This is a genomic window from Pedobacter borealis DSM 19626, assembly GCF_000708285.2.
Lineage (GTDB): Bacteria > Bacteroidota > Bacteroidia > Sphingobacteriales > Sphingobacteriaceae > Pedobacter > Pedobacter borealis.
In genome coordinates this window covers 1-25,979 of record NZ_JAUG01000070.1, presented here as the reverse complement: position 1 = coordinate 25,979, position 25,979 = coordinate 1, and the positions used below count along the sequence as shown (strand labels likewise).

Annotated in this window: 17 protein-coding genes and 1 tRNA gene; 11 read left to right on the top strand and 7 right to left on the bottom strand. The window is 37.7% G+C overall.

From position 1 onward, the window contains the following. Positions 1-1,120: 1,120 nt before the first annotated feature. The 7 genes from AW17_RS16915 (at position 1,121) to AW17_RS16885 (ending at position 13,235) form a co-directional block, all read left to right on the top strand. On the top strand, positions 1,121-1,684 hold the full coding sequence (locus AW17_RS16915; RefSeq protein ID WP_029278419.1) for an RNA polymerase sigma-70 factor: 564 nt from the start codon (positions 1,121-1,123) through the stop codon (positions 1,682-1,684). Between the two features lie 103 nt (positions 1,685-1,787). Next, positions 1,788-2,867, top strand: coding sequence for a FecR family protein (locus AW17_RS16910; protein ID WP_029278417.1), 1,080 nt, complete (start codon positions 1,788-1,790; stop codon positions 2,865-2,867). A gap of 166 nt (positions 2,868-3,033) precedes the next feature. Then, entirely contained in the window at positions 3,034-6,435 is a 3,402-nt protein-coding gene (locus AW17_RS16905; protein ID WP_029278416.1) for a TonB-dependent receptor, read from the top strand. Between the two features lie 12 nt (positions 6,436-6,447). After that, positions 6,448-8,241 (top strand): RagB/SusD family nutrient uptake outer membrane protein, encoded by a 1,794-nt coding sequence (locus AW17_RS16900; RefSeq protein WP_029278414.1) that lies wholly within the window; start codon positions 6,448-6,450, stop codon positions 8,239-8,241. A 59-nt stretch (positions 8,242-8,300) separates the two neighbouring features. Beyond that, entirely contained in the window at positions 8,301-9,806 is a 1,506-nt protein-coding gene (locus tag AW17_RS16895) for a sulfatase family protein (RefSeq protein WP_055726103.1), read from the top strand. A gap of 8 nt (positions 9,807-9,814) precedes the next feature. Beyond that, the gene (locus AW17_RS16890) at positions 9,815-11,185 is read left to right on the top strand and encodes a sulfatase (RefSeq protein WP_036670253.1); all 1,371 of its coding nucleotides are present in this window, start codon (positions 9,815-9,817) and stop codon (positions 11,183-11,185) included. A gap of 19 nt (positions 11,186-11,204) precedes the next feature. Beyond that, a complete protein-coding gene (locus AW17_RS16885; RefSeq protein ID WP_167343693.1) occupies positions 11,205-13,235 on the top strand; it encodes a sulfatase-like hydrolase/transferase in 2,031 nt (676 codons plus the stop codon). A 6-nt stretch (positions 13,236-13,241) separates the two neighbouring features. Here the strand turns inward: AW17_RS16885 and AW17_RS16880 are convergent, their stop codons facing one another. Further along, a complete protein-coding gene (locus AW17_RS16880) occupies positions 13,242-13,559 on the bottom strand; it encodes a hypothetical protein (RefSeq protein ID WP_029278408.1) in 318 nt (105 codons plus the stop codon). A gap of 120 nt (positions 13,560-13,679) precedes the next feature. Between AW17_RS16880 and AW17_RS16875 the strand changes: the two genes are divergently transcribed. Then, on the top strand, positions 13,680-13,880 hold the full coding sequence (locus AW17_RS16875) for a hypothetical protein (RefSeq protein ID WP_036670250.1): 201 nt from the start codon (positions 13,680-13,682) through the stop codon (positions 13,878-13,880). Between the two features lie 165 nt (positions 13,881-14,045). Here the strand turns inward: AW17_RS16875 and AW17_RS16870 are convergent. Then, positions 14,046-14,119: transfer RNA gene (locus AW17_RS16870), tRNA-His, on the bottom strand. Between the two features lie 176 nt (positions 14,120-14,295). Here AW17_RS16870 and rnhA point away from each other — a divergent pair. Beyond that, complete coding sequence (rnhA, locus tag AW17_RS16865; RefSeq protein ID WP_029278406.1) at positions 14,296-14,760, top strand: ribonuclease HI; 465 nt, start codon at positions 14,296-14,298, stop codon at positions 14,758-14,760. A 6-nt stretch (positions 14,761-14,766) separates the two neighbouring features. Here rnhA and fbp read toward each other — a convergent pair whose 3' ends face one another. The 4 genes from fbp to gloA2 form a co-directional block, all read right to left on the bottom strand. After that, complete coding sequence (fbp, locus tag AW17_RS16860; RefSeq protein ID WP_029278405.1) at positions 14,767-15,846, bottom strand: class 1 fructose-bisphosphatase; 1,080 nt, start codon at positions 15,844-15,846, stop codon at positions 14,767-14,769. A 19-nt stretch (positions 15,847-15,865) separates the two neighbouring features. After that, positions 15,866-16,357, bottom strand: coding sequence for a metallophosphoesterase family protein (locus tag AW17_RS16855; RefSeq protein WP_029278402.1), 492 nt, complete (start codon positions 16,355-16,357; stop codon positions 15,866-15,868). Positions 16,358-16,547: 190 nt separating this feature from the next. Then, positions 16,548-17,249 carry a tRNA1(Val) (adenine(37)-N6)-methyltransferase gene (locus AW17_RS16850; RefSeq protein ID WP_029278401.1) on the bottom strand — a complete coding sequence of 234 codons (702 nt, stop codon included), beginning with the start codon at positions 17,247-17,249 and terminating at the stop codon, positions 16,548-16,550. Position 17,250: 1 nt separating this feature from the next. After that, the gene (gene gloA2 / locus AW17_RS16845; RefSeq protein WP_029278399.1) at positions 17,251-17,634 is read right to left on the bottom strand and encodes an SMU1112c/YaeR family gloxylase I-like metalloprotein; all 384 of its coding nucleotides are present in this window, start codon (positions 17,632-17,634) and stop codon (positions 17,251-17,253) included. A 221-nt stretch (positions 17,635-17,855) separates the two neighbouring features. Here gloA2 and purL point away from each other — a divergent pair, with 221 nt between their 5' ends. After that, positions 17,856-21,575, top strand: coding sequence for a phosphoribosylformylglycinamidine synthase (purL, locus tag AW17_RS16840; protein ID WP_280740050.1), 3,720 nt, complete (start codon positions 17,856-17,858; stop codon positions 21,573-21,575). Positions 21,576-22,123: 548 nt separating this feature from the next. Here the strand turns inward: purL and AW17_RS16835 are convergent. Beyond that, on the bottom strand, positions 22,124-22,969 hold the full coding sequence (locus AW17_RS16835; RefSeq protein WP_051691912.1) for an energy transducer TonB: 846 nt from the start codon (positions 22,967-22,969) through the stop codon (positions 22,124-22,126). A 203-nt stretch (positions 22,970-23,172) separates the two neighbouring features. Between AW17_RS16835 and AW17_RS16830 the strand changes: the two genes are divergently transcribed. Next, the gene (locus AW17_RS16830) at positions 23,173-25,347 is read left to right on the top strand and encodes a glutamine synthetase III family protein (RefSeq protein WP_029278394.1); all 2,175 of its coding nucleotides are present in this window, start codon (positions 23,173-23,175) and stop codon (positions 25,345-25,347) included. Positions 25,348-25,979 lie beyond the last annotated feature (632 nt).

Sequence of the window (25,979 nt, the reverse complement as noted above, 5' to 3'; positions counted from 1 at the left end):
GCTGAAAATTATATCTTATTTACGCCTAATCCCGCTTTATCGTCCTGCTGAATTTATTTCAGCATCTTTTTAGCGTGAAAGACCCTGAAATAAATTCAGGGTGACGACCGTCTTAACAGAAAACTTGATTAAAACGCCACAAAATGAGATTTAATAATCGAACTCAGGTTCTTACCATATTATTCCCAATTTTCGCCAAATCTGCAATTAATGATAAGAGAAGGTTGATTGTTCGATGTTCCCCGAAAAATTCGATTTTGAAACCCTACAACATCGAACCGCTTTGATGAGCGAAACGATTCAGCTTATCTATCTGATAAACAAGATCCACATCATCAACATATTGCCAAGCAACGGAAGCCAATAGCTAGGTTTAATTTTTTTCATAGGCCAAATTAAAGCTGTTAAAATTTAACTATAAAATAAAAGTGGTTAGTTGGCACATAATAGTGGTGAACAAAGTATAATTTGTCGTATTCACGTTCAATGAAATCTACAACTACCACCATATTTGCCTATTTTTATTGTCAATAGTAAAAATTCTAAATTTTCCGTCTTTAATATCATCCTTGTCCTCGATAAGTGCGAACAGTCCATTCTGGCCGATTTGAGATGCTGTGATCGAGCTATCTATTTTCGAGGTTAAAGTTTGTAGTTTATGCCATTTGTGATTAACTAGACCCCATCGATAAAGATTGTATTTCCGCATAGGATATAACTTTTCGGATTTCTTCTTTTCTGAGAGGATCAGATCACAAGGTTTATCTTTATTTTCTCCCGAGACTGTGTACTTTTCAAGAAATTTGCTTGATGATTTGACTAGAATTTCAAAAATTGGGGAAGATACTTTTGAATAATATAAAGGAATATAATTTCGATTAGCAATTTTTAAATGTCTAAGTATAAACTAATCCTGTTTCCCATTAGTAAACAGAACAAGAATCACCTTAATTTCTTAGGTGTTTAATCCTGACTGCTCTAAAAAAAATGTTAAAGTAATTAAGATATTCGTAGCTCTCTTTTAAAATAAAATCAACATGATCTGCTCCCTATTGATCAAAATCTTGCTAAATCATATAAAATTTATAATTTAAGCAAAAATTAGAACCAAGTATTATTAATGGAAAGCGCTTACTTACGTCATCTGACTGAAAGAATTGCATTATTTAATGATGAAGGTGCCTTTAAAAAGCTTTTTCACCATTTTTATAAGCCATTATGTAATTTCTCTGCCAGTTTAATTCAGCAAGAAGACGCTGCACAAGATCTAATAACCGAACTTTTTATAAGCATCTGGAATACTAAATCTAATTTATTAGCGGTGAAAAATATTAAAACATACCTGTATACGGCTGCAAAAAACCAATCTATAAGATACCTCAGTAGGCAACATGAAGAATTTAACATCGATAATATTCCTTTTAGTGCCATTCCACTAAATCATGATTGCCCAGAATCGCTAATCATTTCGCAAGAAACGATTTCAATCATCGAAATGGCAATTGAAGAACTACCCGTTCGATGTAAACTTGTATTTAGGTTAATCAAATTTGATCGGTTAACTTATCAAGAAACTGCTGATATTTTAGATATCTCTATAAAAACTGTAGATGCGCAACTCGTTAAGGCCATTAAAAGACTTCATGAGCGCCTTAAAAAAGTATCAAAAACCAGTTTAAATTAATTTTTTAAATCTGTATATCAACTATTTAAAAAAAATATTTGATAAGCGATAGGGAGTTTTAACCAAAATTGGATCTTAATACTAGATACCATACAAAGGTTAAATGACTGAAGAAAGATTGTGGCATTTACTTGCTCGAAAATTTGCGAATGAAATAAGCTTAGAAGAATTGCGTGAGCTCGAATTAGGTATGAAAAACTTACCTAGTGAAGAGCATCGCTTGGCTATTTTAAGTTATTATTTTGACAATATTCAGTCAACAAAACCAAACGTAGGGGTAGATGAAAGCTGGGAAAAAGTAAGAACAGCGATCAGTATTGACCAAAATACTCAAAAAGACACGTACAATAAACCACAAAAAAAGAGATTCATCTATACTTCACTTTGTACACTGGTAGTTTTAATTCTTGGCTTAGGATATTATTTCGATTTATTTTCGAGTAAACAAAAAAGCTTACAAAGCAATTTAATTTCGATAAGCTCTAATACAGTAGGTAAAAAAATAATATTGCCCGATGGGAGTAGTATTTTGATGAATAAGTATTCCAATATCCGTTATAGCACAAATTATGGAAAATCTAATCGAGACGTTTTTTTAATAGGTGAAGCTTATTTTGATGTTGTAAAAAACGAGCAATTACCCATGACAGTTCATACCTATCTTGTGAACATTAAGGTTAAGGGTACCGCTTTCAATGTTACGGCGTATACCGATGATCAAAAAGTAGAGACCTCCTTAGTTAGAGGACTGATAGAATTATCTACCATACGCAACCCTCAAAACAAAATGCTACTCTATCCAAAACAAAAAATGATTATCGACAATTCGGTTGATAGAGTAGCTACTATTGATCAGAAAAACCAACAAAAAGAAATAAAGAAGCAGTTCTTTTATATAGATACACTTACGGAAGAACCACAGAGTAAAATAATACCTGAACTAGCTTGGATGGAAGATAAACTTGTATTTAATGCAGAAACACTTGAGGATTTAATCATTAAGCTAAATCGAAGATACAGTGTTAATATCCAATTGGAAAATGAAGCATTAAAAACAAAACGCTTTACAGGAGCTTTCGACAATGAACCTATTGACGAGGTTTTAAAAGCGATGTCTTACATACACCCTTTTGATTATCAAATAACTAAGAATAATGTATTAATTAAACCTAAAAAACTATGAGGTAAAATTACGTATTGAAAATAAGGAGGGATCTTCCCATCCCCCCTTGTATAGCTCAATTTAACAGATCAGTAAACCAATTAAAATTAAACCAAACAAAACTATGGATTCTTCCTCAGAAAATAGTATTGCGTGGAAAATATCTCCGCGCCTAAAGCTTATTATAATGCTAAAAACGTTCATTCTACTTTCCCTCTGTTTTTGCTTACAATCTTTTGGGAAAAGCTATTCGCAAGATAGACTTACTGTAAAGCAGGAAAAGGCTTCGTTAAAAAAAATCCTAACCGATATTCAGGAAAACAGTAAGTATAGATTTCTATATGATGATGATATTTTAAAAGAAAAGAAAAATATAAACATCAATGTAAAGGAGGTGTATGTGACCGATATTCTTGAAAAACTATTAGCTGGAACGTCATTAACGTATAAGATGATAAATAACAATCTGATTGCTATTCATAATCTCGAAATTGCTTACGCTGACATTTCTATAACGGGTGCCGTTTTTGATGAGGAAGGCAAACCTATACCTGGAGCCACGGTAAAAATTAAAGAGACCAATAAGGCTATTACCACCAATAAGGACGGGAAATTTACCATCATCGCTCCCGAAAACAGTATATTAACCATATCATATTTGGGTTATGAGCCGCAAGAGGTTAAGGTAAATTCAAACAACAATAATCTTAATATAAGGTTAAAAGGTGCTGTAAACTCTTTAAAAGAAATGGTTGTAATTGGTTATGGTGTCCAGAAAAAAGTAAATCTTACTGGCGCTATAAGCTCAGTGAAAATTGATGAAATTATTGGCGACAGGCCTGTAACCAGCACGGCACAATTGTTACAGGGGTCGGTACCTGGTTTTCAAATCGTTACTTCAAATGGTCAACCAGGAGCGGGTTCTGACTTGAATATCCGTGGTACTACATCAATTAACGGAGGAAGTCCATTGGTATTGGTAGATAATGTTCCAATGGATATGAATGATATTAACCCTAGAGATATTGCATCGATAAGTATTTTAAAAGATGCCTCTGCCTCTGCTATATATGGGGCGAGAGCGGCTTTTGGAGTAGTATTAATTACCACAAAAACAGGTTCCCGCAATCAACCGCTAAAATTTGAATACAGTACAAACCTTTCTACAACTGCTGCAACTACCTTACCTGTTAAAGCCTCACCACTAGAATATGTAACGGCAATGAAAGATTTTGGCAATACCAGTTCGTGGACAGGTCAAAATATAGACACATGGTTAGGTCTGTTAAACGAATACAACGCAAATCCTTCTACCTACCCAGATGGGTCTTCTGTTGTTGGGGGGATAAAATATTTCTTGAAAGAGAATAATCATTATGCAGATTTTTTCGAAAACAGCTTTGAACAGCTACACAACCTTTCGGTAAGTGGAGGTAGTGATAAAACCTCCTTTCGTGTATCATTAGGCTATAATAATGAAGATGGGATTATTGTTTCTAAGGCCGACAATTATTCTAAAATCAACTTTAACTCGAGTATAAATACAGCCATTTCTTCTAAAGTAAATTTCATTGCTAATATCCTTTATAAAAACGATGTAAGATACGTACCATGGAATTATGGTGCATTATTTAACCGACTTATCCAACCTGGCTCATTTGCACCTTCAGGAGAGGGAACTACGCTAGACGGACTAGTACTACCCTATGCTACTGCTGCAAACCAAGTAAGGAATGAACCCGCAAGTAAAAACTTTGGTGATAACTTGCGGATGTTTGGAAAATTGGAATACACCCCTGTTAAAGGGCTTAAAATAAACGGTGAATATACTTTTAATCGAACAACTGCGAATACACAGGCCGCATTGTTAAAGAACCGTTATATAAATATCTCTACGTCAAATCCAGAGTTTAGTAACAGTGTATCTCAATATAGCCGAGCGGATAGCCTTAGCAATTACCATGCAGTAAATATCTATGCCAATTATACGGCTGCTATCAATGATACCCATCACATTTCAGCATTAATAGGTACTAATCAAGAAAGTAGTCAGGCACAAATGTTCAATATTAATCGTTTGGATCTGATTACCTCCACAGTACCATCAATTTCAACAAGTTCGGGCACAGTTAGTGGGAACGATAGTTTTAGTGATTTTAAAATATCAGGCTATTTCGGCAGAATAAATTATGATTATAAAAATCGTTATCTACTGGAAGGTTCGGCTCGGTATGATGGATCTTCACGTTTTCCAAAAGGATCGCGTTTTGGTTTTTTCCCTTCCTTCTCTGCCGGATGGGTAGCAAGTGAAGAGCCCTTTATGAAATCTATTTCTGCCATTATTCCACTTTTAAAATTAAGAGCCTCTTATGGCGAAATCGGAAATCAAGCCATCGGAAACTATGCTTATATCCCTAGTATAGATGTGAACAGCAACAGTCCATGGATTAATCCTGCTACAAGTTTAAGGTATACCAACTTGGTTCCTCCAGGACTAGTAAGCAGTAACTTTACTTGGGAGCGTGTTCAATCCCTAAATTTTGGAATTGATTTAGGTTTATTTGAAAACAAACTCACCGCCTCTTTAGAAATATTTCGTCGCCGAACCTTGGATATGTTAGCCGCAGGTTCTGAGCTTCCTGCAATTCTGGGAGCAGCAGCACCACTTCAAAATGTTGCCGATTTAAAATCTACTGGCTGGGATTTGCAAGTTGGTTGGGCCGACCGTATCAATAATTTTAAATACAATGTAAATTTTGTACTCTCAGATAATCAAGCTTATATAACTCGTTTCAATAATATTGGTGGTGTGCTAAATATCTCTGGAGGCGTACCTGGTCAATATTTTGTTGGCAGGCGTTTAGGCGATATATGGGGTTATACCACGCAGGGCTATTTTACAGCAGCCGATTTTGTTGATGGCTCTTTAAATACCAATTTAATGAACGGAACACTTAAACCGGGCATTGCGCCATTCCAAGGTGTACTACAAAACCCCGGGGATATCCGTTACGTAGACAGTAATGGTGATGGAAAAATATCGAACGGCACAAATACAATCGCCGATCATGGCGACCTTTCCATTATTGGCAATAGCAATCGTCGTTATCAATTTGGGATAAATGGTAGTATGTCTTACAAAGACGTCGATTTATCATTTTTTGCCTCAGGGGTAGGCAAACGCGACCTATGGATCAACAATCAAGTCTATTTCCCTTATATTGATCAATTCGCTAATCTGTTTAAAAACAATCTCGATTATTGGACTGCCACCAATACCAATGGATATTTTCCTCGTTCCTATGCAAGTGCAACGGGTAATACAGGTACCAGTAGACAAGTACAAACTAAATACTTAGCTAACGGGGCTTATTTTAGAATGAAAAACATTACGTTGGGCTACGCTTTGCCAAAAAACATTGCTAGCAAAATTAGTGCTAGTAAAGCAAGAATATTTGTTTCGGGCGAAAACCTTTTTACGCTAGATAAACTTCCAGACGGGCTCGATCCTGACGCTACTAATCTTGGCACCGGTGGTATTTATCCACTTATCCGTAAATATAGTTTTGGTATTAATTTAACCTTTTAAAATCCGATTAAGATGAAATATATACATTCTTTATGCATTGTAATTTTATTATTTAGCAATGCCTGCAAACGCGATTTTCTGGATGTAGAACGTAAGGACGCTTTAACAATCCCAACGACATTTGTTCAATACGATGGTTTTTTAGCCTATTCATGGCAATTTTATGGAGCTTTTCCGGGTTATTCGAACACCATAGTAGATAAAGACAACAATAGCGACCTGATTTCTATTTCGCAACCGAATAACCGTCCTAATTTTATTTGGCAAACCTATGTAATCCCAGCCACCTCAGACGATTATTCGGGCGCCTATTCACGTATTCGTGCCATAAACATTATGCTCGACCACATTGATGGCTCGACCATGAGCGATGTAGATAAAAAACATTGGCGAAGTGTGGGTTATTTTTTTAGGGCTTTTAACTATGCCGAACTTATAAATTTATATGGGGATGTATCGTATGTAAATCGCGCATTAACAGATGGGGACACCGAAGAATTACTAAGTGCAAGAACACCTCGAGATCAAGTAGCGCAGAATATACTAAGCGATCTGCAATATGCAGAAACCAATATCAAACCAGCTGGGGATGGCGTAAATACCATTAATACAAATGTGGTAAGAGCATTAATCTCTCGGTTTGGTCTGCGTGAAGGTACTTGGCGCAAATATCATAGCTTGCAGAATGCCGATATTTACCTGCGGGCAAGCGCAACAGCCTCTGAAAAGTTAATGACAGCATTGCCAACACTATTGCCTAGTTATGAACAAGACTTTAACAGCGAAAATTTAATAACAGGTACAACCCTTGCCCCTGGTATTATCTTGTGCAAGCAGTATGTTGCCACACAAATTACCCATGCTTTTTCGAGCAATACACGTAACTCTGCCGGCCGTTATGATTTAACTAAGAAAGCCGCAGATATGTATCTGATGGCTGATGGGCAGACCCGCTTCACTAGCCCTCAATTTGAAGGCGATCAATCTCCTTATACAGAATTCAAAAATAGAGACAGACGCTTCTTACTCACTGTACCACCTCCATATAAAGTAACTACACCTAATACGCAAAGTCAAACTTATACCCTTACCGCAAATGCGGTAGAAAGTTCATACTTTGCTGTAATGCAGGCCATATCTACTTCACAAACCAAAACTTTACCAAACAGGAACTGGAATGGATTTGTAGTTATTCAAGAACCTCATTTTCAAGATAACAACCTTGGTCAACCTTTTTCGGTAACCTATACCGGATATCGGTTTACAAAGTACTATAATCAACTCATTACTGGACAACAGGGTCAAGACATTAGTGATTGTCCGATATTTAGAATGGGTGAAGTATTATTAAATTATGCAGAAGCGAAGTACGAATTGAGCGAATTTAATCAAACCATAACTGATCAAACCATAAATAAACTCAGAGCACGTGGTGGCGTTCAAGGACTTATTATTACAAATATTCCCAACGACCCAACTAGAGATGTTACGGTAGATCCAATATTATGGGAGATACGGAGAGAAAGAGCGGTTGAATTAATGGGAGATGGCTTTAGATTTGACGATTTGAGAAGATGGAAAAAAATGAGCTATGCTACAGAACGTAAATTAGGCCGCTGGATTAAAAAGGGCGTTGATGTACCAGCTAATTCTGTTATCCCTATTTTAAATGGGGCTACAGAAGGCTATATTGCTTATGAACAGCAACCCCCAAGTAGCTTCCCGGATTATTATTATCTTTATCCAATCCCTTCAAATCAGACTGCAATTAATCCGAAAATTATTCAAAACCCTGGTTGGAAGTAAAACTAAACATAACCATTAAAGGATCTGAAAACCAGGTCCTTTAATTATAAAAAATGAAGATGATCAAAAAAATTTTCTACTGCCTCGTATTATTAACCACATTTACCACCGTAAATGCCCAGCAAAAACCAAACGTAATATTCATATTAGCCGATGATTTAGGCTATGGAGATTTAAGCTGTTATGGCTCTAAAGTTCTTCCTACGCCAAACATTGATAAATTAGCTGCAAGCGGTATTAAATTTACCAATGGCCATGCCACTTCACCAACCTGTACCCCTTCTCGCTTTGCAATGATGACGGGCACGTATCCATGGCGCCAAAATGGAACAGGTATCTTACCTGGTGATGCTAAAATGATTATTCCAACAGATAAACTTACCTTACCAAAGGTTTTTAAAAATGCTGGTTACGAAACTGCAATTATAGGGAAATGGCATCTTGGTTTAGGCGATAAAGTAGAGAAAAATTGGAATTCAGAAATTAAGCCTAGTCCAAATGAAGTAGGTTTCGATTATTCATTTATTTTTCCGGCAACAGCCGATAGGGTTCCTACCGTTTTTATGGAAAACCATAAAGTACTTGCTACTGATGAAAAAGATCCAATAATAGTAAATTATCAGCAAAAAGTAGGAAATGACCCTACTGGAAAAGAAAATCCTGAATTGTTAAAAATGAAAGCCTCACCAAATCATGGTCACGATAACACCATTGTAAACGGAATTGGCAGAATAGGATTTATGAGCGGAGGACAAAAAGCACGTTGGGTAGATGAAGAAATCTCATACACTTTTATTGATCATGTTAACGAATTTATTGCTGACCATACCAATAAACCATTTATGCTTTGTTACAACGCGACCGAGCCACATGTACCCCGTATGCCTGCAACACAGTTTAAAGGAAAAAGTGGTTTAGGTTACCGTGGAGATGCGATTTTACAATTCGACTGGACCATTGGCGAAATTATGAAAACCTTAAGATTGAATGGTCTTGAAAAAAATACCATAATTATTTTATCAAGCGATAATGGGCCTGTATTAAATGATGGCTATGAAGATGGTGCTACAACTGGATACCATGGCGAACAATTAGGGGCTTTAAGGGGCGGAAAATATAGTTCGCTCGAAGGTGGTACAAGAGTTCCCTTTATTGTAAGTTGGCCTAATCAAATTAAAGCAGGTCAATCTGATGCTTTATTATCTCAGATTGATTTCATTGCTAGTTTTGCAGCCTTTTATAAACAAAAGGTTAACGCTGGCGAAGCCCCAGATAGCGAAAACCAAATCAATGCTTTATTAGGAAAAGATAAAATTGGCAAATCGGTTATTATTGAAGGAAATACAAAGAACCAAGCAGCTATACTGAAAGGTGATTGGAAATATATTGCGCCCAATAATGGCGCAGCTTTTAATAGTCAGGTAGGTATCGAAATGGGCAACAGTAAAGAACCACAACTTTATAACCTAAAGGAAGATCTTGGAGAAAAGAATAACTTGGCTTCTAAGTATCCTGATAAAGTTCAGGAATTGAAAAAATTGTTAGAAAAAATAACCAGCAATTAGTGTTTCTTATGAAGAATTTCATCCTACTTTTTTTCCTGTGTGTTTCATTAAGTTTGTTTGGTCAAACGAGGCCAAATATTCTAATCATTAATATCGACGATATGGGGTGGCGTGATGTAGGTTTTATGGGTTCTAAATTTTTTGAAAGCCCTACCATAGACAGCTTAGTAAGACAAGGTACGACCTTTACCAATGGCTATGCTTCGGCATCAAACTGTGCACCAAGTAGAGCAAGTATGTTAAGTGGTTTGTGGCAAACGCGCCATGGTATATACACTGTTGGCACTTCTGAGCGTGGGCAGAGTAAAGACAGAAAATTAGTGCCTGTTAAGAATATCGAAACCCTAGACCCAAAATTCAAAATCTTACCTCAGGTATTAAAGGAAAATGGATATCAAACCTGTTTATCGGGCAAATGGCACTTAAGTGATGATCCTTTGCCTTATGGTTTTGATGTAAACATTGGGGGCTCGCATGCTGGTAATCCCGGAAGTTATTACCCGCCCTACCAAAACATTAAATTAGATGGTCCACCTAATCGATATCTTACCGATTTAATTATGGATAAAACCGTTGATTATATTCGTAATGTAAAAACCGAACAACCTATTTTTCTCTATTATGCCAGTTATGCGGTTCATACACCAATTCAAAAGATAGACAGCTTAATGTATCGCTTTGAAAACAAAAAAGAAGATGATGGGCAAAAAAATGCGGCCTATGCTACCATGGTTTATAACGAAGATCGCAACATTGCTCGCTTGTTAAAAGCTTTAAAGGAAAAAGGGATCTTAGATAACACTTTTATCATTTTTACTTCAGATAATGGCGGACTTAACCAAGTAACCTATCAACACCCATTACGAGCCGGAAAGGGTAGCTATTTCGAAGGGGGTACCCGTGTACCTTTGGCTTTTATTTGGAAAGGAAAAATTAAACCAGGCAGTACTTCAGACTTACCCGTAACTAATTTAGATTTTTTCCCCACCCTAATGCAGGTGGCAAACATTAAAAATTACCCAGCATTAGATGGGAATAGCTTGTACAACTATTTGCTTACTCAAAAGGCAGATAAAATGCTCAGTGACCGCCCGCTATACTGGTACTTCCCAATCTATCTCGAAGGTGGAAACAAAGAAACAAACGACCCCATATTTAGAACTCGGCCAGGTGAAACCATTAGAAAGGGCGATTGGAAATTGCATTATTATTTTGAGGATCATACCGTTCTTCTATACAATCTTAAAGATGATGTAGGCGAAAAGAATAACCTAGTAAAACAAAACCCAGAAAAGGTAAAGGAGTTAATGTTGCTATTAAAGAATTGGAATAGTGCAACTAATGCCCCTCCTGTTACTGAACTGAACAAAAATTATTAACCCTAAATAATCAACAATGATGAAACCATCATTTTTATTTATCTTATTATCGTGTGCGGTACAACTCGTATGGGCTCAAAAAAAACCAAATGTCATTTTCATCCTAACAGATGACCTTGGCTATGGCGACATTGGCGTTTTTTATCAAAACCAACGAAAATTAGAAGATATAAGGAGCAACCCCTATACTCAAACGCCAAATATAGATCGATTAGCTAACAACGGCGCCATGCTGATGCAACATTATACTGCTGCACCTGTTTGTGCTCCGTCACGGGCCTCGTTATTCCTTGGACAGAATCAGGGACATGCCAACGTTCGAGATAATCAGTTCGACAAAGCACTCCAAAATAATTATACCATGCAGGGTGTATTAAAAAGCTTAGGGTATAGCACTGCCTTATTTGGGAAATGGGGATTACAGGGTGATGGTAAAGACACAGCAAGTTGGATTGCCCATCCCCTGAAAAGAGGATTCGATTACTTTTATGGTTATATGCGCCATACCGATGGACATGAGCATTATCCTAAAGAGGGCTTATACCGAGGCAAAAAAGAAGTGTGGAATAATTATACAGAAGTTTCTTCAGATTTAGATAAATGCTATACGGGCGATTTGTGGACAGCATCTGCAAAAAACTGGATTGTTAATCACGAACAAAAAGACCCAAACCAGCCATTTTTTGCTTTTATTTCTTACGATACTCCTCATGCAGTGATGGAACTTCCTACACAGGCCTACCCTAGTGGTGGCGGATTAAAAGGCGGTGTACAATGGGTGGGCAAACCCGGACAAATGATTAATACTGCAAGTGGTACTATCGATAGTTATCGTTATCCGGAATATAAAAATGCCACCTATGATCATGATAAAAACCCAACTACTCCAGAAATAGCGTGGCCAGATACGTATATGCGCTATGCCTCTTCTATACGACGAATTGATGATGGAATTGGCGATCTAATGCAGCTGTTAAAAGATTTAAAAATCGAAGAAAATACAATTGTTATTTTCTCTTCTGATAATGGCCCTTCTATCGAATCTTACTTACCTAAAGGTTATGCTCCAAACGAAGCCAATTTCTTTGATAGTTTTGGTCCATTTGCCGGGATTAAAAGAGATTGCTTGGAGGGTGGATTAAGAATGCCCGCCATCGCTACTTGGAAAGGGCATATTGCTGCTGGACAAAAAATACAGTCGCCAAATGCCGCTTACGATTGGCTGCCTACTTTTGTAGAAGCAGCCGGAAAACGCGCGCCCGCATCCGTAAATGGAGTTTCGTTGTTACCATTACTTACAGGTAAGGAAAAAACCAATCAAAGCCAGATTTACGTAGAATATTTTGTAAATGGGAACTCGCCTAATTATGAAGAATTTAGTCCTGAACACCGCAGTAAAAAGCGCAATCAGATGCAGCTCATTAGAATTGGTGATTATGCTGGCATAAGGTACAATGTAACGAAACAGGACGATGATTTCGAATTTTACGACATCACCAAAGACCCCGGGCAAACTAAAAATCTTGCTCCTACGCTAGCTAAACTCCAAAGTAAAATGAAAGAAAAAACCTTGCAGCTCCGCAGAGTCGATTCTGATGCTATTAGACCCTATGATAACGAGTTTATTTCGGCAATAAACGGCATACAGGTTAAACCGCAAATTAATTGGCAATTTACTACCGAAACAGTTAGCTGGTTACACGACAGCTATTCACCAATTAAAAAGGCCGACAACTTTACTTCAATAAATGTTGGCAAAGCCTCTGGTATAATTTGTATAGATGGTTATATCAAGATCCCCAAAGACGACGTCTATACTTTTTACACCAATAAAGGAATAAAGGCTTTTTTAAAAATACACGACATCGGTGTAATTGATGCTGATTTTAACAACGGTAAAACTGCACAAGGAAAACTAAAACTTAAAGCTGGGCTTCATCCTTTTAAACTGTATTATGCCAATTCAAGTGAAAAACCTTTACTTAAATGGTCATCGGATGAAATCAAAATACAAGAGATACCTGCTCAACAATTGTTTACTAAAAACTAAATAAATTTATTTTGTTAAAAACTTGCGTAGCTTAAAAGCTATACATGAACTTAAGAAGAGATTTTCTTTCAGATAAGTTATATTAATGGTGTCAGAAACAATTTTGCCTTCTCTATTTTCGAAATAATCAGTTATTTCAGAATTGGCCTTATTCATTGTATCCACAAGTGGATGGGTAACATCTCTTTGCTGCTGGAAAATTTCATACGCACCCAAGATCTGTGATAACCGGGAGCCTCTTCTAGGTGCAAGTTCGTAGCCAGCATCCCTTAGCGGCTTGAGATACGTAGCTTTCAATTTAGCTTTGGCTTCACTTCCAATCACCCCGCTTTCCTCATCTTCACCCGCCTTGATGTCATAAAAAACATCATAGACAGAATTGCCCTTATCTCTCCTCTTTGCACCGAGAGCAACAATAAGCTTACTAGAGCAAGAGAATTATTGTTGCTTGGAGATATTGATGGCAACGATTATAAAACATTGAAGTTGGAGTGTAAAGAGAATATCGTTAGGACAAAAGCAAAATTAGATGAGATTGGCAAAAAGAAATACACCATTGCACAGCTAGAACCCATCTTAGATGATGCCATTTTTACACTTACCAGATTATTCCCGATTTTCACCGAATCTGCGATTAATGATTAGAGAAGGCTGATTGGTTCGATGTTCCCCGAAAAATTCGATTTTGAAACCCTACAACATCGAACCGCTTTACTGAGCGAAACATTTCAGCGTATATACCTGATAAACAAGAAATTAGAAGACAAAAAAAAGGACAAAAGATCATTAAAAATCTCTTGCCCCGTTACGGGTGGCTGATGGGGCTCGAACCCACGACCCTCGGCACCACAAACCAATACTCTAACCAACTGAGCTACAGCCACCGTATTTTTTAGTGTCACAAAAGTACGACTTTTAATATTTCTTGCAAATATTTTTTTCAAAGTTTTTACAACTAATTTTTAATTCCTTAACATTCAATTATTTGAAATTGAAAAAAAATTTCAGAAGCAGATAAAACAAGCTATTTTGAACCTAAAAACATAACTTTACGGCGTTTATGATCGAAATTTATACAGACGGAGCAGCTAGCGGAAACCCAGGACCAGGTGGTTGGGGTACAATTTTAAGAGCAGGACAGCACTATAAGGAATTAAGTGGCGGCTTTAGAATGACCACGAATAACCGCATGGAACTATTGGCTGTAATAAAAGGATTAGAAGCGTTAAAAAGCTTAAATCAGCAGGTTACCGTTTACTCCGATTCGAAATATGTTGTAGATGCTGTGGAGAAGAAATGGGTTTTCGGCTGGGTAACCAAAAATTTTAAGGATAAAAAAAACAAAGACCTGTGGCTGAGATTCCTGGAACTATATAAACTTCACAAGGTGAAATTCATCTGGATTAAAGGTCACAACGATCACCCAGAGAATGAGCGTTGCGACCGTTTAGCTGTTTTTGCTTCGCAAGACAAGCAAAACCTGGCTATAGATACTTTTTTTGAAGTGGAAAGAAGTAAGATTTAGCCAACATTAATCAATTCCACCAATTACATTCAAGCTTTCCAGTTTGGTTTCTACAGTAGCTTCAATTGAAATTGATTTTGCCGTGTACAATAACATCATTTCCTCAGCCTTTTCTACCATATGTCTTGATCCGATAAAAATCGGAACCCTTTGATGCAATTCTGTAGGTTCAATTTCGAGTATACGATCAAAACCTGTGCTGGCTTTGCCTCCAGCCTGCTCAATAATAAAAGACATCGGGTTACATTCGTATAACAACCTTAATTTTCCATTAGGTGAGCGCGAAGTGGTTGGGTAAATATAAATTCCACCTTTAATTAAATTCCGGTGGATGTCGCCAACCATAGAACCAATATAACGTGAAGTATACGGGCGTTTAGTGGCCTCATCCTCTACCTGACAATATTTGATGTACTTTTTAACGCCATCGGGAAAATGGACATAATTGCCTTCATTAACCGAATACATATAGCCTGTTTCGGGTATTTTCATCTGGGGGTGAGAAAGACAGAACTCACCAATTGATGGGTCTAATGTAAAACCATTAACACCCTTCCCTGTGGTATAAACCAACATGGTAGATGAACCATAAATAATGTAGCCCGCGGCCACCTGTTCTGTACCTTTTTGCAACACATCCGTTATACTGGCTCTGCCATCAACCGATTTTCTGCGATAAATAGAGAAGATTGTCCCTACAGCAACATTTACATCCGTATTGGATGAACCATCTAAAGGATCGATACAGACGATATACTTGGCGTTTTGAGAAACAGGCGATTCGATATGGATAATTTCATCTTCTTCTTCGGTAGCTACAATACAGCATTCGCCACCACTGGTTAATGCAGCAATAAACTGTTCATCAGCATAAACATCTAGCTTTTTTTGTTCCTCACCCTGAATATTGGTGGTTCCCATATCGCCTAAAATATCAACCAAACCAGCTTTATTAATTTCGCGGTTTACAATTTTTGCAGCTATACCAATATCCCTTAATAACCTCGAAAGCTCTCCCTTAGCATATGGGAAATCTGCTTGTTTTTCTATAATAAATTGTCCTAGTGTTTTAACGCCACAAACCATACTTAGTGTAAATTTTACATTATCTACCCGATAACTCTATAACCTCTAAGGTATGAATATTTTCATCAGTTATGCAAAAACGGATGAGGGTTCTCACTTTGTGCCAACCGTGTTTTCCTGCTGCACCGGGGTTTATATGCAAACATTTTATTTTTTCATCGAACATTACTTTTAAAATATGTGAATGCCCTGTAATAAATAATTTCGGAGGGTTAGTGTATATTTCAGGCTTAACATAAGACGAGTATCTTCCTGGATACCCACCTATGTGCGTCATCCAAACATCAACCCTTTCGCAGCTAAATCGATTTTGCTCTGGAAACTCCGCTCTAATCGCACTATCATCTATATTTCCGAACACGCCACGCAAAGGTTTAAACGCTGCCAAAGGCTCGGCCACGTTAGGGCCAAAATCTCCGGCATGCCAAATTTCATCTACCCCATCGAAGTGTTTAAAAACCGCATCATCCAAAAAACCGTGTGTATCAGAAATTAATCCTATTTTTTTCATTATGTAAACTTAATTGTGCTCTGTAATTTACAGGACTGGCAAAATCTTTCGACCACTTTTTGCTAAAACAAATCCTCCAACGGTTGACAAATCTTTTAAAAATGGTGATTAAATATTATAAAAAAACACGACAGCGATTATACAATGTTACCATTGTTCCCTAGCCCGCTATCCATCCAAAAACCATAAGCTAGAAGGCCAGAAAAAAATCCTTCAGCAATTCTTTATAAGCTGCTGTATGCGCTTTTAAAGATTCATAAATATAAAAATCATTTTCCTTCAAAACCGCTTTACCTTTTTTTAAACAGATCACCTGTCTAAAGGTTGGTTTGTTTTGATCAGAATGAATATGAATCCGCTCTGCAAGCGATAAATTATAATGTGCGGCATTACCAATAACCTCATCAGCTTGTTTTACCGGAAGGATTAACCAAATCATACCTTCATCTGCCAATAACCCACTCGATTTTTTAATGAGCATGCTAAAAAAGTCTTCATCTGCATGCCGGGCTATTCCTTTCCTAAACGCTTCACTTTTTAAATCATTTACAAAAAAAGGCGGATTAGAAACAATCAGATCAAATTGCTGAGCATAGTTATATTGTTCAATTGATGTATGGTTAATGGTTAACCGCTCACTGAAAACAGATAATTGAAAATTCTTTCCAGCAGTTTGTGCGGCCTGTTCATCAATTTCTACAGCATGTATGCTTGCATCAGGAAATCGCTGGGCCAGCATCAAGGCAATTACACCAGTTCCCGTTCCAATATCCAATATATTTTTAGGTTTTTCGTGATTTACCATCGCCGCAATTAAAACACCATCCGTGTTAATCCTCATGGCGCAACCCGTTTGGTCGACTTCAAACTGTTTGAACTTGAAAATACTCATCTTAAATTTCGTACAACTCTAAAGGCAAACCATCAGGATCAGCAAAAAAAGTAAAGCGTTTATTGGTAAATTCATCAATGCGGATAGGTTCGGTTATTATACCCTGATCATTCAAACGCGAAATCTCTTTTTCTATATCATCAACCTCAAAAGCTAAATGACGTAAACCCTGAGCCTCTGGCCGCGATGGCCTTGCAGGAGGGTTTTCGAAAGAAAACAGCTCGATCTGATATACACCATTTACTGCAAGATCTAATTTATACGATTTCCTTTCAGCCCGGTAAACCTCTGCCAAAATGATAAAACCTAATTTATTTACATAAAAATCTTTCGATTTTTCATAATCTGAACAGATAATGGCAATGTGGTGGATTTTATTGAACATAGATTCGATTTTAATAAGAAATACATTTGCAGCTTCAATTCCATAAGATTTCTTCTACATAAAGTCGTCATCTCGACCGAAGCACCGCGGAGTGGAGAGATCTATCTTGACAGATTTCTCGATTGCGTTTCACTCCGCCTGAAATGACGATCTGCGGGTTATATTAACGTCAAAAGTAATAAAACGACAATTATATTGTACACTTCAATGAGCTTTTTAAAATTTTAACGCTATTTTTGCAACTTCAAAAAAAAAGCATGATTCATTTCTTCCTTAGTCAATCGCAGGCGATTTTTGTTCTACAAACAGACAAAGCGCTTTCTACCACTGATATTACTAAACTTGAATGGTTATTTGGCGGTGCCAAAATCTCGCAAGAAAAAGCACTAACAGGCTTTTTCGTTGGGCCAAGAGCAGCAATGATTACTCCATGGAGTACCAACGCAGTAGAGATTACCCAAAACATGGACATGCAGGGAATCATCAGGATTGAAGAATTTAAGCAGGTTGAAGAAAGTTTTGCCGATTACGACCCGATGCTTTCTCAAAAATACGACAAGCTCGATCAGGAGGTATATACCATCAATATCAAACCTGAACCGATTTTAGAAATCACCGATATTGCTGCTTACAACAAACAAGAAGGGCTTTCTTTAAGCGATGAAGAAGTTGAGTATTTAAATACTTTAGCGCAAAAACTAGAAAGACCGCTAACCGATTCTGAAGTTTTTGGTTTCTCTCAAGTGAATTCGGAACACTGCCGCCATAAAATTTTCAATGGCAAATTTGTAATCGATGGCGTAGAGCAGCCTACTTCTTTATTTAAGCTGATCCGCAAAACATCAGAAGAAAACCCTAACGACATTGTTTCGGCCTATAAAGATAACGTAGCTTTTATCAAAGGCCCGAAAGTGCAACAATTTGCACCTAAACGTGCCGATGAGCCTGATTATTATACGACAAGCGATTTCGAATCGGTAATCTCATTAAAAGCTGAAACCCATAATTTCCCTACTACTGTTGAGCCTTTTAATGGCGCAGCAACAGGTTCGGGTGGTGAAATCAGAGACCGTTTGGCAGGTGGACAAGGTTCGTTGCCTTTAGCAGGAACTGCCGTTTACATGACTGCACTTTCGCGTTTAGAAGATAACCGCCCATGGGAAAAAGGTGTTGAAGAAAGAGCATGGTTGTACCAAACCCCGATGGATATCCTGATCAAAGCATCTAACGGTGCTACAGATTTTGGAAATAAATTCGGTCAACCACTTATTACTGGTTCGGTTTTAACTTTCGAACACGACGAACACTTCGACAAGCTCAGTGTGACACCCAGAAAACTGGGTTTCGATAAAGTAATTATGCTAGCGGGTGGTATCGGTTACGGTAAAGCCAGCCAGGCACAAAAACTTAAACCCAAAGAAGGCGATAATATCGTTATTCTGGGTGGAGAAAATTATAGGATCGGGATGGGCGGTGCAGCCGTTTCATCTGCAGATACTGGTCAGCACGGAAGTGGCATTGAATTAAATGCTATCCAACGTTCAAATCCTGAAATGCAAAAACGTGCGGCTAATGCTGTTCGTGGTATGGTAGAAAGCGATCACAATTCGATTATTTCTATCCACGATCACGGTGCAGGTGGTCACTTAAACTGTTTATCAGAATTGGTTGAAGAAACCGGTGGTTTAATAGACCTTGATAAATTGCCAGTGGGCGATCCTACCCTTTCGGCTAAAGAAATTATCGGAAACGAATCGCAGGAAAGAATGGGCTTGGTAATCGGCAACGAGCATATCGAAACCTTACAAAAAATAGCAGACCGCGAACGCTCGCCAATGTATACCGTAGGTAAAGTAACCGGCGATCACCGTTTTACCTTTAAATCTGCAACAACAGGTTTAAAACCTATGGATTTCGAATTGGCCGCCATGTTTGGCAGCTCACCAAAAATCGTAATGGACGATCAAACCATCGATCGTAAATATGAAGCCGTAACATATAACAACAACGAATTAAACACCTATTTAGAACAGGTTCTTCAATTAGAAGCGGTTGCATCTAAAGATTGGTTAACCAATAAAGTAGACCGTTGTGTGGGTGGCCGTGTAGCCAAACAACAATGTGCAGGCCCGTTACAATTACCACTGAATAACTGTGGTGTAATGGCTTTAGATTTTCAGGGGAAAGAAGGTATAGCCACTTCAGTTGGCCATGCACCACTTTCGGCCTTGATCGATCCTGCAGCGGGTAGCCGCAATGCGATTGCAGAATCACTTTCGAATATCGTTTGGGCACCGCTAAAAGATGGCTTAAAAAGTGTTTCACTTTCTGCCAACTGGATGTGGGCCTGTAAAAACGAAGGCGAAGATGCCCGTTTATATGCAGCGGTAAAAGCTTGTTCTGATTTTGCCATCGATTTAGGAATCAATATCCCAACCGGAAAAGATTCATTATCGATGAAACAGAAATACAAAGATGGTGATGTAATTGCACCGGGAACGGTAATTATTTCTGCCGGAGCAAATTGCGACGATATTACTAAAGTGGTTGAGCCGGTACTTCAAAAAAACGGAGGATCAATTTATTACATCAACCTTTCTAACGATACCTACAAATTAGGTGGTTCATCTTTTGCACAGATTTTAAACAAAATCGGCACAGAAACACCTGATGTTAAAGGTGCTGATCAATTTAAAACAGCTTTCAACACACTACAACAATTAATCAAAGCTAACAAAATCCAAGCAGGTCACGATATTGGTAGCGGCGGTTTAATCACAACCCTATTGGAAATGTGTTTTGCCGACCGCGATTTGGGCGCTTCGATCGATTTGTCTTCACTAGCGGAAGCAGATAGCATTAAAGTATTATTTGCAGAGAACATTGGTATTGTATTCCAGGCTGATGCTTCTGTTGAAGAAACCTTTGCTCAGGCCGGCGTTGCTTTCCATAAAATTGGTGAAGTAAATGCATCAGCTAAACTGGAAGTTAAAAATGCTGCTGATCGCTTCAGCTTTGATATCGACCATTTACGTGATGTTTGGTTCAAAACTTCATACTTATTAGATAGTAAACAAACCGGAAACGGATTGGCGAAAGAACGCTACGACAATTATAAAAACCATGTTTTAAATTACACTTTCCCATTACAATTTGATGGAAAGAAACCTGTAATCGATCCAACTAAACCACGACCAAAAGCAGCCATCATCCGCGAAAAAGGAAGTAATTCTGAGCGCGAACTGGCCAATGCCATGTATTTGGCAGGTTTTGATGTGAAAGACGTACACATGACCGATTTAATTACCGGAAGAGAAACTTTAGAAGACATCCAGTTTATCGGTGCAGTTGGTGGTTTCTCTAACTCTGATGTTTTAGGATCGGCCAAAGGTTGGGCAGGTGCATTTTTATACAACGAAAAAGCAAGAGTAGCCTTGGAGAAATTCTTTGCCCGTCCGGACACTTTATCCGTTGGGGTTTGCAATGGTTGTCAATTATTTGTAGAGCTGGGCTTAATTAACAAAAACCATGAAGAAAAACCTAAAATGCTCCACAACAAAAGTGGCAAGCACGAAAGTATTTTCACTTCGTTAACCTTACAAGAAAACAATTCGGTTATGTTATCTACCCTGGCCGGAAGCACTTTAGGTGTTTGGGTATCACATGGTGAAGGTAGATTCTCGTTACCATACGCAGAAGACAAATATAAAATCGTGGCCAAATATGCTTACGAAACTTATCCGGCTAGCCCGAATGGCTCAGATTACAACACCGCAATGTTATGTGATGAAACTGGCCGCCACCTGGTCATGATGCCACACATTGAGCGTTCATTGTTCCAATGGCACTGGGCAAATTATCCACAAGGCCGTAAAGACGAAGTTTCGCCATGGATGGAAGCCTTCGTAAATGCACGCAAGTGGATTGAAGACAAGGGATAAGAAACTAATGGAAAATATAAAAGGATGATGGAATTAAAAACCATCATCTTTTTTTATTTACAAGCATTCGTCATTTCGAGCAGTTTGTTTCTTAAAATCGTCATGCTGAACTTGATTCAGCATCTATCATGCTAATCAGACCCTGAACAGGTAAGGTCAACAACTGAATCATATAAATTGTCATTCTGAGGCACGAAGAATCTCTAACAGACAACTGCTTGTTTTAATTTTAATGGCTTTGAAATGGAAAACCGATAATAGCAAGCTTTCCATAGCTGAAGGATTCTTCACTGCGTTCAGAATGACAATTCTCTCTCGATATTAAAACAAAAAACGGCCTGGGCACCGCCCAAGCCGTTTCAATTTACCCAACCTCACATTTTTCTATAAGAGCATTAATAGAAAAATTATTTAATTATTAAAAAGAGATGTCATTCTGTCTAAAGGACTCCTATGGAGGGTGTTGTCGTCATGCTGAACTTGATTCAGCCTCTATCATGCAGCTTAGAAAGCATTCCCCGTTATCCGTTTTACATCATCCATCCCACCTACATCATCTGAAAATTAATCGCCATATTATACCTTACACGCACCGGAATCCCCTTATTTTTCCCTGGTTTCCATAGTGGCGATTTTTTAATTACTTTAATGGCTTCCTCATCACAACCAAAACCAATCCCTTTAATTACGGATACATCGGTAATAGAACCATCTTTCTCTACCACAAAACTTACATATACCTTACCTGCAGCACCTTCATCTTGCGCTCTTGATGGGTACCTTAAATTACGTTCCATATATTTAGACCATGCTTTGGCACCACCGGTAAACTCTGGATACTCATCTACTCCACCAATCGTTAAAACAGCATTCGGATCACCGTTTTCTGCGCCATCTTTAACTATACCTGTGCCATTACCATTGCCTTTATTATCTGGGATTACCAAATTAGGGGCTTCAATTCCATCTTGCGTTTTATCACTGATCACCGCATTCTGGATTTCTTTAATTGTAGGTGGATCAGGAAGATCGACTTTATTTACAACAACAATGTTCTGCGATAAAGCAACGGTTTTAACCTTTACCGGATCAGCTTTTGCAGGCTCAACCTTTTTCTCTGGTTCGGGAGTCTTTGGTTTCATCTGGTGGATTACATCTGTTAAGTCGACAATCTTTGGCGGAGTTTCTACTATGATCTCCTTTGGAAACAGTTTTGCATAAATCAAAGGAGAAAAACACAACAATAAGAATAGACTACCAGATACGAAAAGTGCTCTTGTCATAATCGATGAAGATTTAGACCTTAATTCATAAGCACCATAGTTTTTGTTGCGGTCTGCAAATACAAGATCGAGCCACTCGGTTTTGTATACGTTAATTAAAGAGTTGAACATAGCTTTTAAGTTTTATAGCATGATGCGGCAAAATCAGCAATTCCATAAAACATTTAAAAAATCTATTTTCTTTGCAAAAAATGAAATTTTTCATCTGAAAAACATTTTTTTATTTCATTTTCAATAAAATTGATAAAAATAATACGATTCTTTTACGAAAATTAATAAAATATACTATTTTTGACAAAAAACATAACAAATTAATGAAAAGCTTAAGAACCATCGCATTAAAAGAGGCTCAAAACAGAATTTCACCAGAAGTTAAAGCACCAGCGGCAAAAATTTCTGACTTTTTTGGCGCTAATGTATTTGATAAGAGAAAAATGAGAGATTTCTTATCTAAGGACGTATATGAAAAATTAATATCATCCATCAACCAGGGTGAGTTAATTAATTCTGACGATGCCAACCAAATTGCAACCGCTATGAAAGCATGGGCAATGAGTGCTGGCGCAACGCATTATACGCACTGGTTCCAGCCATTAACTGGTACAACTGCTGAAAAACATGATTCATTTTTTGAGCCAAGTGGCGATGGAGCTATCGAGAAATTTGCAGGTAGTGCTTTAGTTCAACAAGAACCAGATGCTTCTAGTTTCCCTAACGGTGGTATCCGTAATACTTTCGAAGCTCGTGGTTATACTGCTTGGGATCCTTCTTCTCCAGCTTTTATCATGGAAAGCAAAGCAGGTAAAACACTATGTATCCCTACAGTATTCGTATCATATACCGGAGAAGCCTTGGATTATAAAGCACCTTTATTAAAAGCATTAGCTGCACTTGATAAAGCTGCTGTTGATGTTTGCCAATATTTCGATAAAAGCATTACTAAAGTAAATGCATCTTTAGGTATCGAACAAGAATATTTCTTGGTTGATGAGTCATTGTTCAATGCTCGTCCCGATTTATTATTAACAGGCCGTGCTTTATTCGGACACATGTCTGCTAAAGGCCAACAATTAGAAGATCATTATTTCGGTTCTATCCCTGAGCGCGTATTCAGCTATATGGTAGATTTCGAAAACGAAGCTTTAAAATTAGGTATTCCTTTAAAAACCCGTCACAATGAGGTTGCACCATCTCAGTTTGAGTGTGCACCGATTTATGAAGAAATCAACCTGGCTATCGATCACAATCAATTATTGATGGATTTGATGGAAAAAGTTGCCCGTCGTCACCATTTCCGTGTATTGTTACACGAAAAACCATACGCAGGTATCAACGGATCAGGTAAACACAACAACTGGTCGTTAATTACCGATACCGGTAAAAACTTATTGGCACCAGGTAAAACACCTAAAAATAACTTGATGTTCCTTGCTTTCTTTGTAAACACAATTAAAGCTGTTAGCGAGCATGCCGATTTATTACGTGCAAGTATTGCATCAGTAAGCAACGATCACCGTTTAGGTGCCAACGAAGCGCCACCTGCAATTATCTCTATCTTCTTAGGTTCTCAATTGAACGATGTATTAGATGAGATTGAACACTCACGTATCAGCAAAAAAATCAAAGAAGATAACGCACTTTGGTTGGGTATCCCTAAAATCCCTCAGATTTTATTAGATAATACCGACCGTAACCGTACTTCTCCTTTCGCATTTACAGGTAACAAATTTGAGCTTAGAGCTGTTGGATCTTCAGCAAACTCTTCTGCACCAATGACGATCTTAAACGCGATTATGGCTGAACAATTGGTTAAATTTAAGGTTGAAGTTGATAAATTGATCAAAAAAGGTGATAAAAAAGATATCGCTTTATTAACAGTGATCAAAAAATACATCAAAGAATCTAAAGGTATCCGTTTCGAAGGCAATGGTTACAGCCAGGAGTGGGAAGATGAAGCTGCAACACGCGGTTTATCGAACATCAAAACTACACCAAAAGCTTTAGATGCTTATTTAACTGAAAAATCTGCTGAGTTATTTGCAACAACAGGTATTTATAGCGCACGTGAGATTCATGCCCGTCATGAAATCATGTTAGAAAACTTCTATAAAAAACTACAGATCGAAGCACGTGTAATGGGCGAAGTGGCTAACACTGCCATTATCCCAGCTGCAATCGCTTACCAAAACGCTTTAATCGAAAACGTACAAGGATTAAAAGCAATTGGTGTAGATAGCAAAGTTTCTATCGATATCGTTAAAAAATTATCAGAGCATTTAGAAATTGTTAAAACCAATATCGATGCGATGTTAGAAGAACGTAAATTAACCAACAAAATCGAAGATACCCGCGAGAAAGCGATTGCTTACGATGAGAAAGTTAAATCTTACTTCGATATCATCCGTTACCACGCTGATAAATTAGAGCAAATTGTTGACGATAGCGTTTGGCCTTTACCAAAATTCAGAGAATTATTATTCATGAAATAAGTTTTAAGCCGGAAGGTTTAAGGTATAGGGCGTAAGGTTTAACTTTACGCCCTTTTTTGTTTTCATAAATCCGTCATTGCGAAGAGGAACGATGAAGCAACCTTACAACGACCGTTACTAGTAAGCCCATCAGCTTATATGCCCTTAAATCCCTTATGTCGTAAAAGATTTCAGGAAATAATAAAATAATATCCCTCATATCCTGATTTCCAGTAGTCAAACAGCTTTAGCAGGGTGCGCTCAGCTAGCATTTTTTTTGAAAAGCAATACCAATGCTCATCGGTTAATCCAGTCCTGCTTTCCTTCCTGCTGTAAAATTTTCTCCATTTTTTAAATCGATTGTTAACAGCATCCATGCAATCAGGTTTATTTCAGATAGGCCTGTGCACGATGTCATTAAGTTAAGGGATAAATCTCAAAAAGATGTCACTGAAACGGAGACTTTGGTTACATGTTGGAGGTATCGTCCTTTAGATTTGTTTTGATATTTTATTTAAGGATCACAAGTATTTACTTTGCTTAAATTATAAATCAGATTACCTAAAGCGGTAGCGGCACATTAAAAGTTCGTCAAGGTTTTTATGCCTATGAGATGATGCAATCCGCTACCGTTTTTTCCCTTAGTGACCAGA

Coding starts and splice junctions, on each gene's coding strand:
- AW17_RS16915 (WP_029278419.1), top strand. CDS start 1,121: ATGGAAAGCGCTTACTTACGTCATCTGACTGAAAGAATTGCATTATTT.
- fbp (WP_029278405.1), bottom strand. CDS start 15,846: ATGGTTTGTGGCGTTAAAACACTAGGACAATTTATTATAGAAAAACAA.
- gloA2 (WP_029278399.1), bottom strand. CDS start 17,634: ATGTTCAATAAAATCCACCACATTGCCATTATCTGTTCAGATTATGAA.
- AW17_RS16910 (WP_029278417.1), top strand. CDS start 1,788: ATGACTGAAGAAAGATTGTGGCATTTACTTGCTCGAAAATTTGCGAAT.
- AW17_RS16855 (WP_029278402.1), bottom strand. CDS start 16,357: ATGAAAAAAATAGGATTAATTTCTGATACACACGGTTTTTTGGATGAT.
- AW17_RS16850 (WP_029278401.1), bottom strand. CDS start 17,249: ATGAGTATTTTCAAGTTCAAACAGTTTGAAGTCGACCAAACGGGTTGC.
- AW17_RS16890 (WP_036670253.1), top strand. CDS start 9,815: ATGAAGAATTTCATCCTACTTTTTTTCCTGTGTGTTTCATTAAGTTTG.
- rnhA (WP_029278406.1), top strand. CDS start 14,296: ATGATCGAAATTTATACAGACGGAGCAGCTAGCGGAAACCCAGGACCA.
- AW17_RS16885 (WP_167343693.1), top strand. CDS start 11,205: ATGAAACCATCATTTTTATTTATCTTATTATCGTGTGCGGTACAACTC.
- AW17_RS16835 (WP_051691912.1), bottom strand. CDS start 22,969: ATGTTCAACTCTTTAATTAACGTATACAAAACCGAGTGGCTCGATCTT.
- AW17_RS16905 (WP_029278416.1), top strand. CDS start 3,034: ATGCTAAAAACGTTCATTCTACTTTCCCTCTGTTTTTGCTTACAATCT.
- AW17_RS16895 (WP_055726103.1), top strand. CDS start 8,301: ATGATCAAAAAAATTTTCTACTGCCTCGTATTATTAACCACATTTACC.
- AW17_RS16830 (WP_029278394.1), top strand. CDS start 23,173: ATGAAAAGCTTAAGAACCATCGCATTAAAAGAGGCTCAAAACAGAATT.
- AW17_RS16900 (WP_029278414.1), top strand. CDS start 6,448: ATGAAATATATACATTCTTTATGCATTGTAATTTTATTATTTAGCAAT.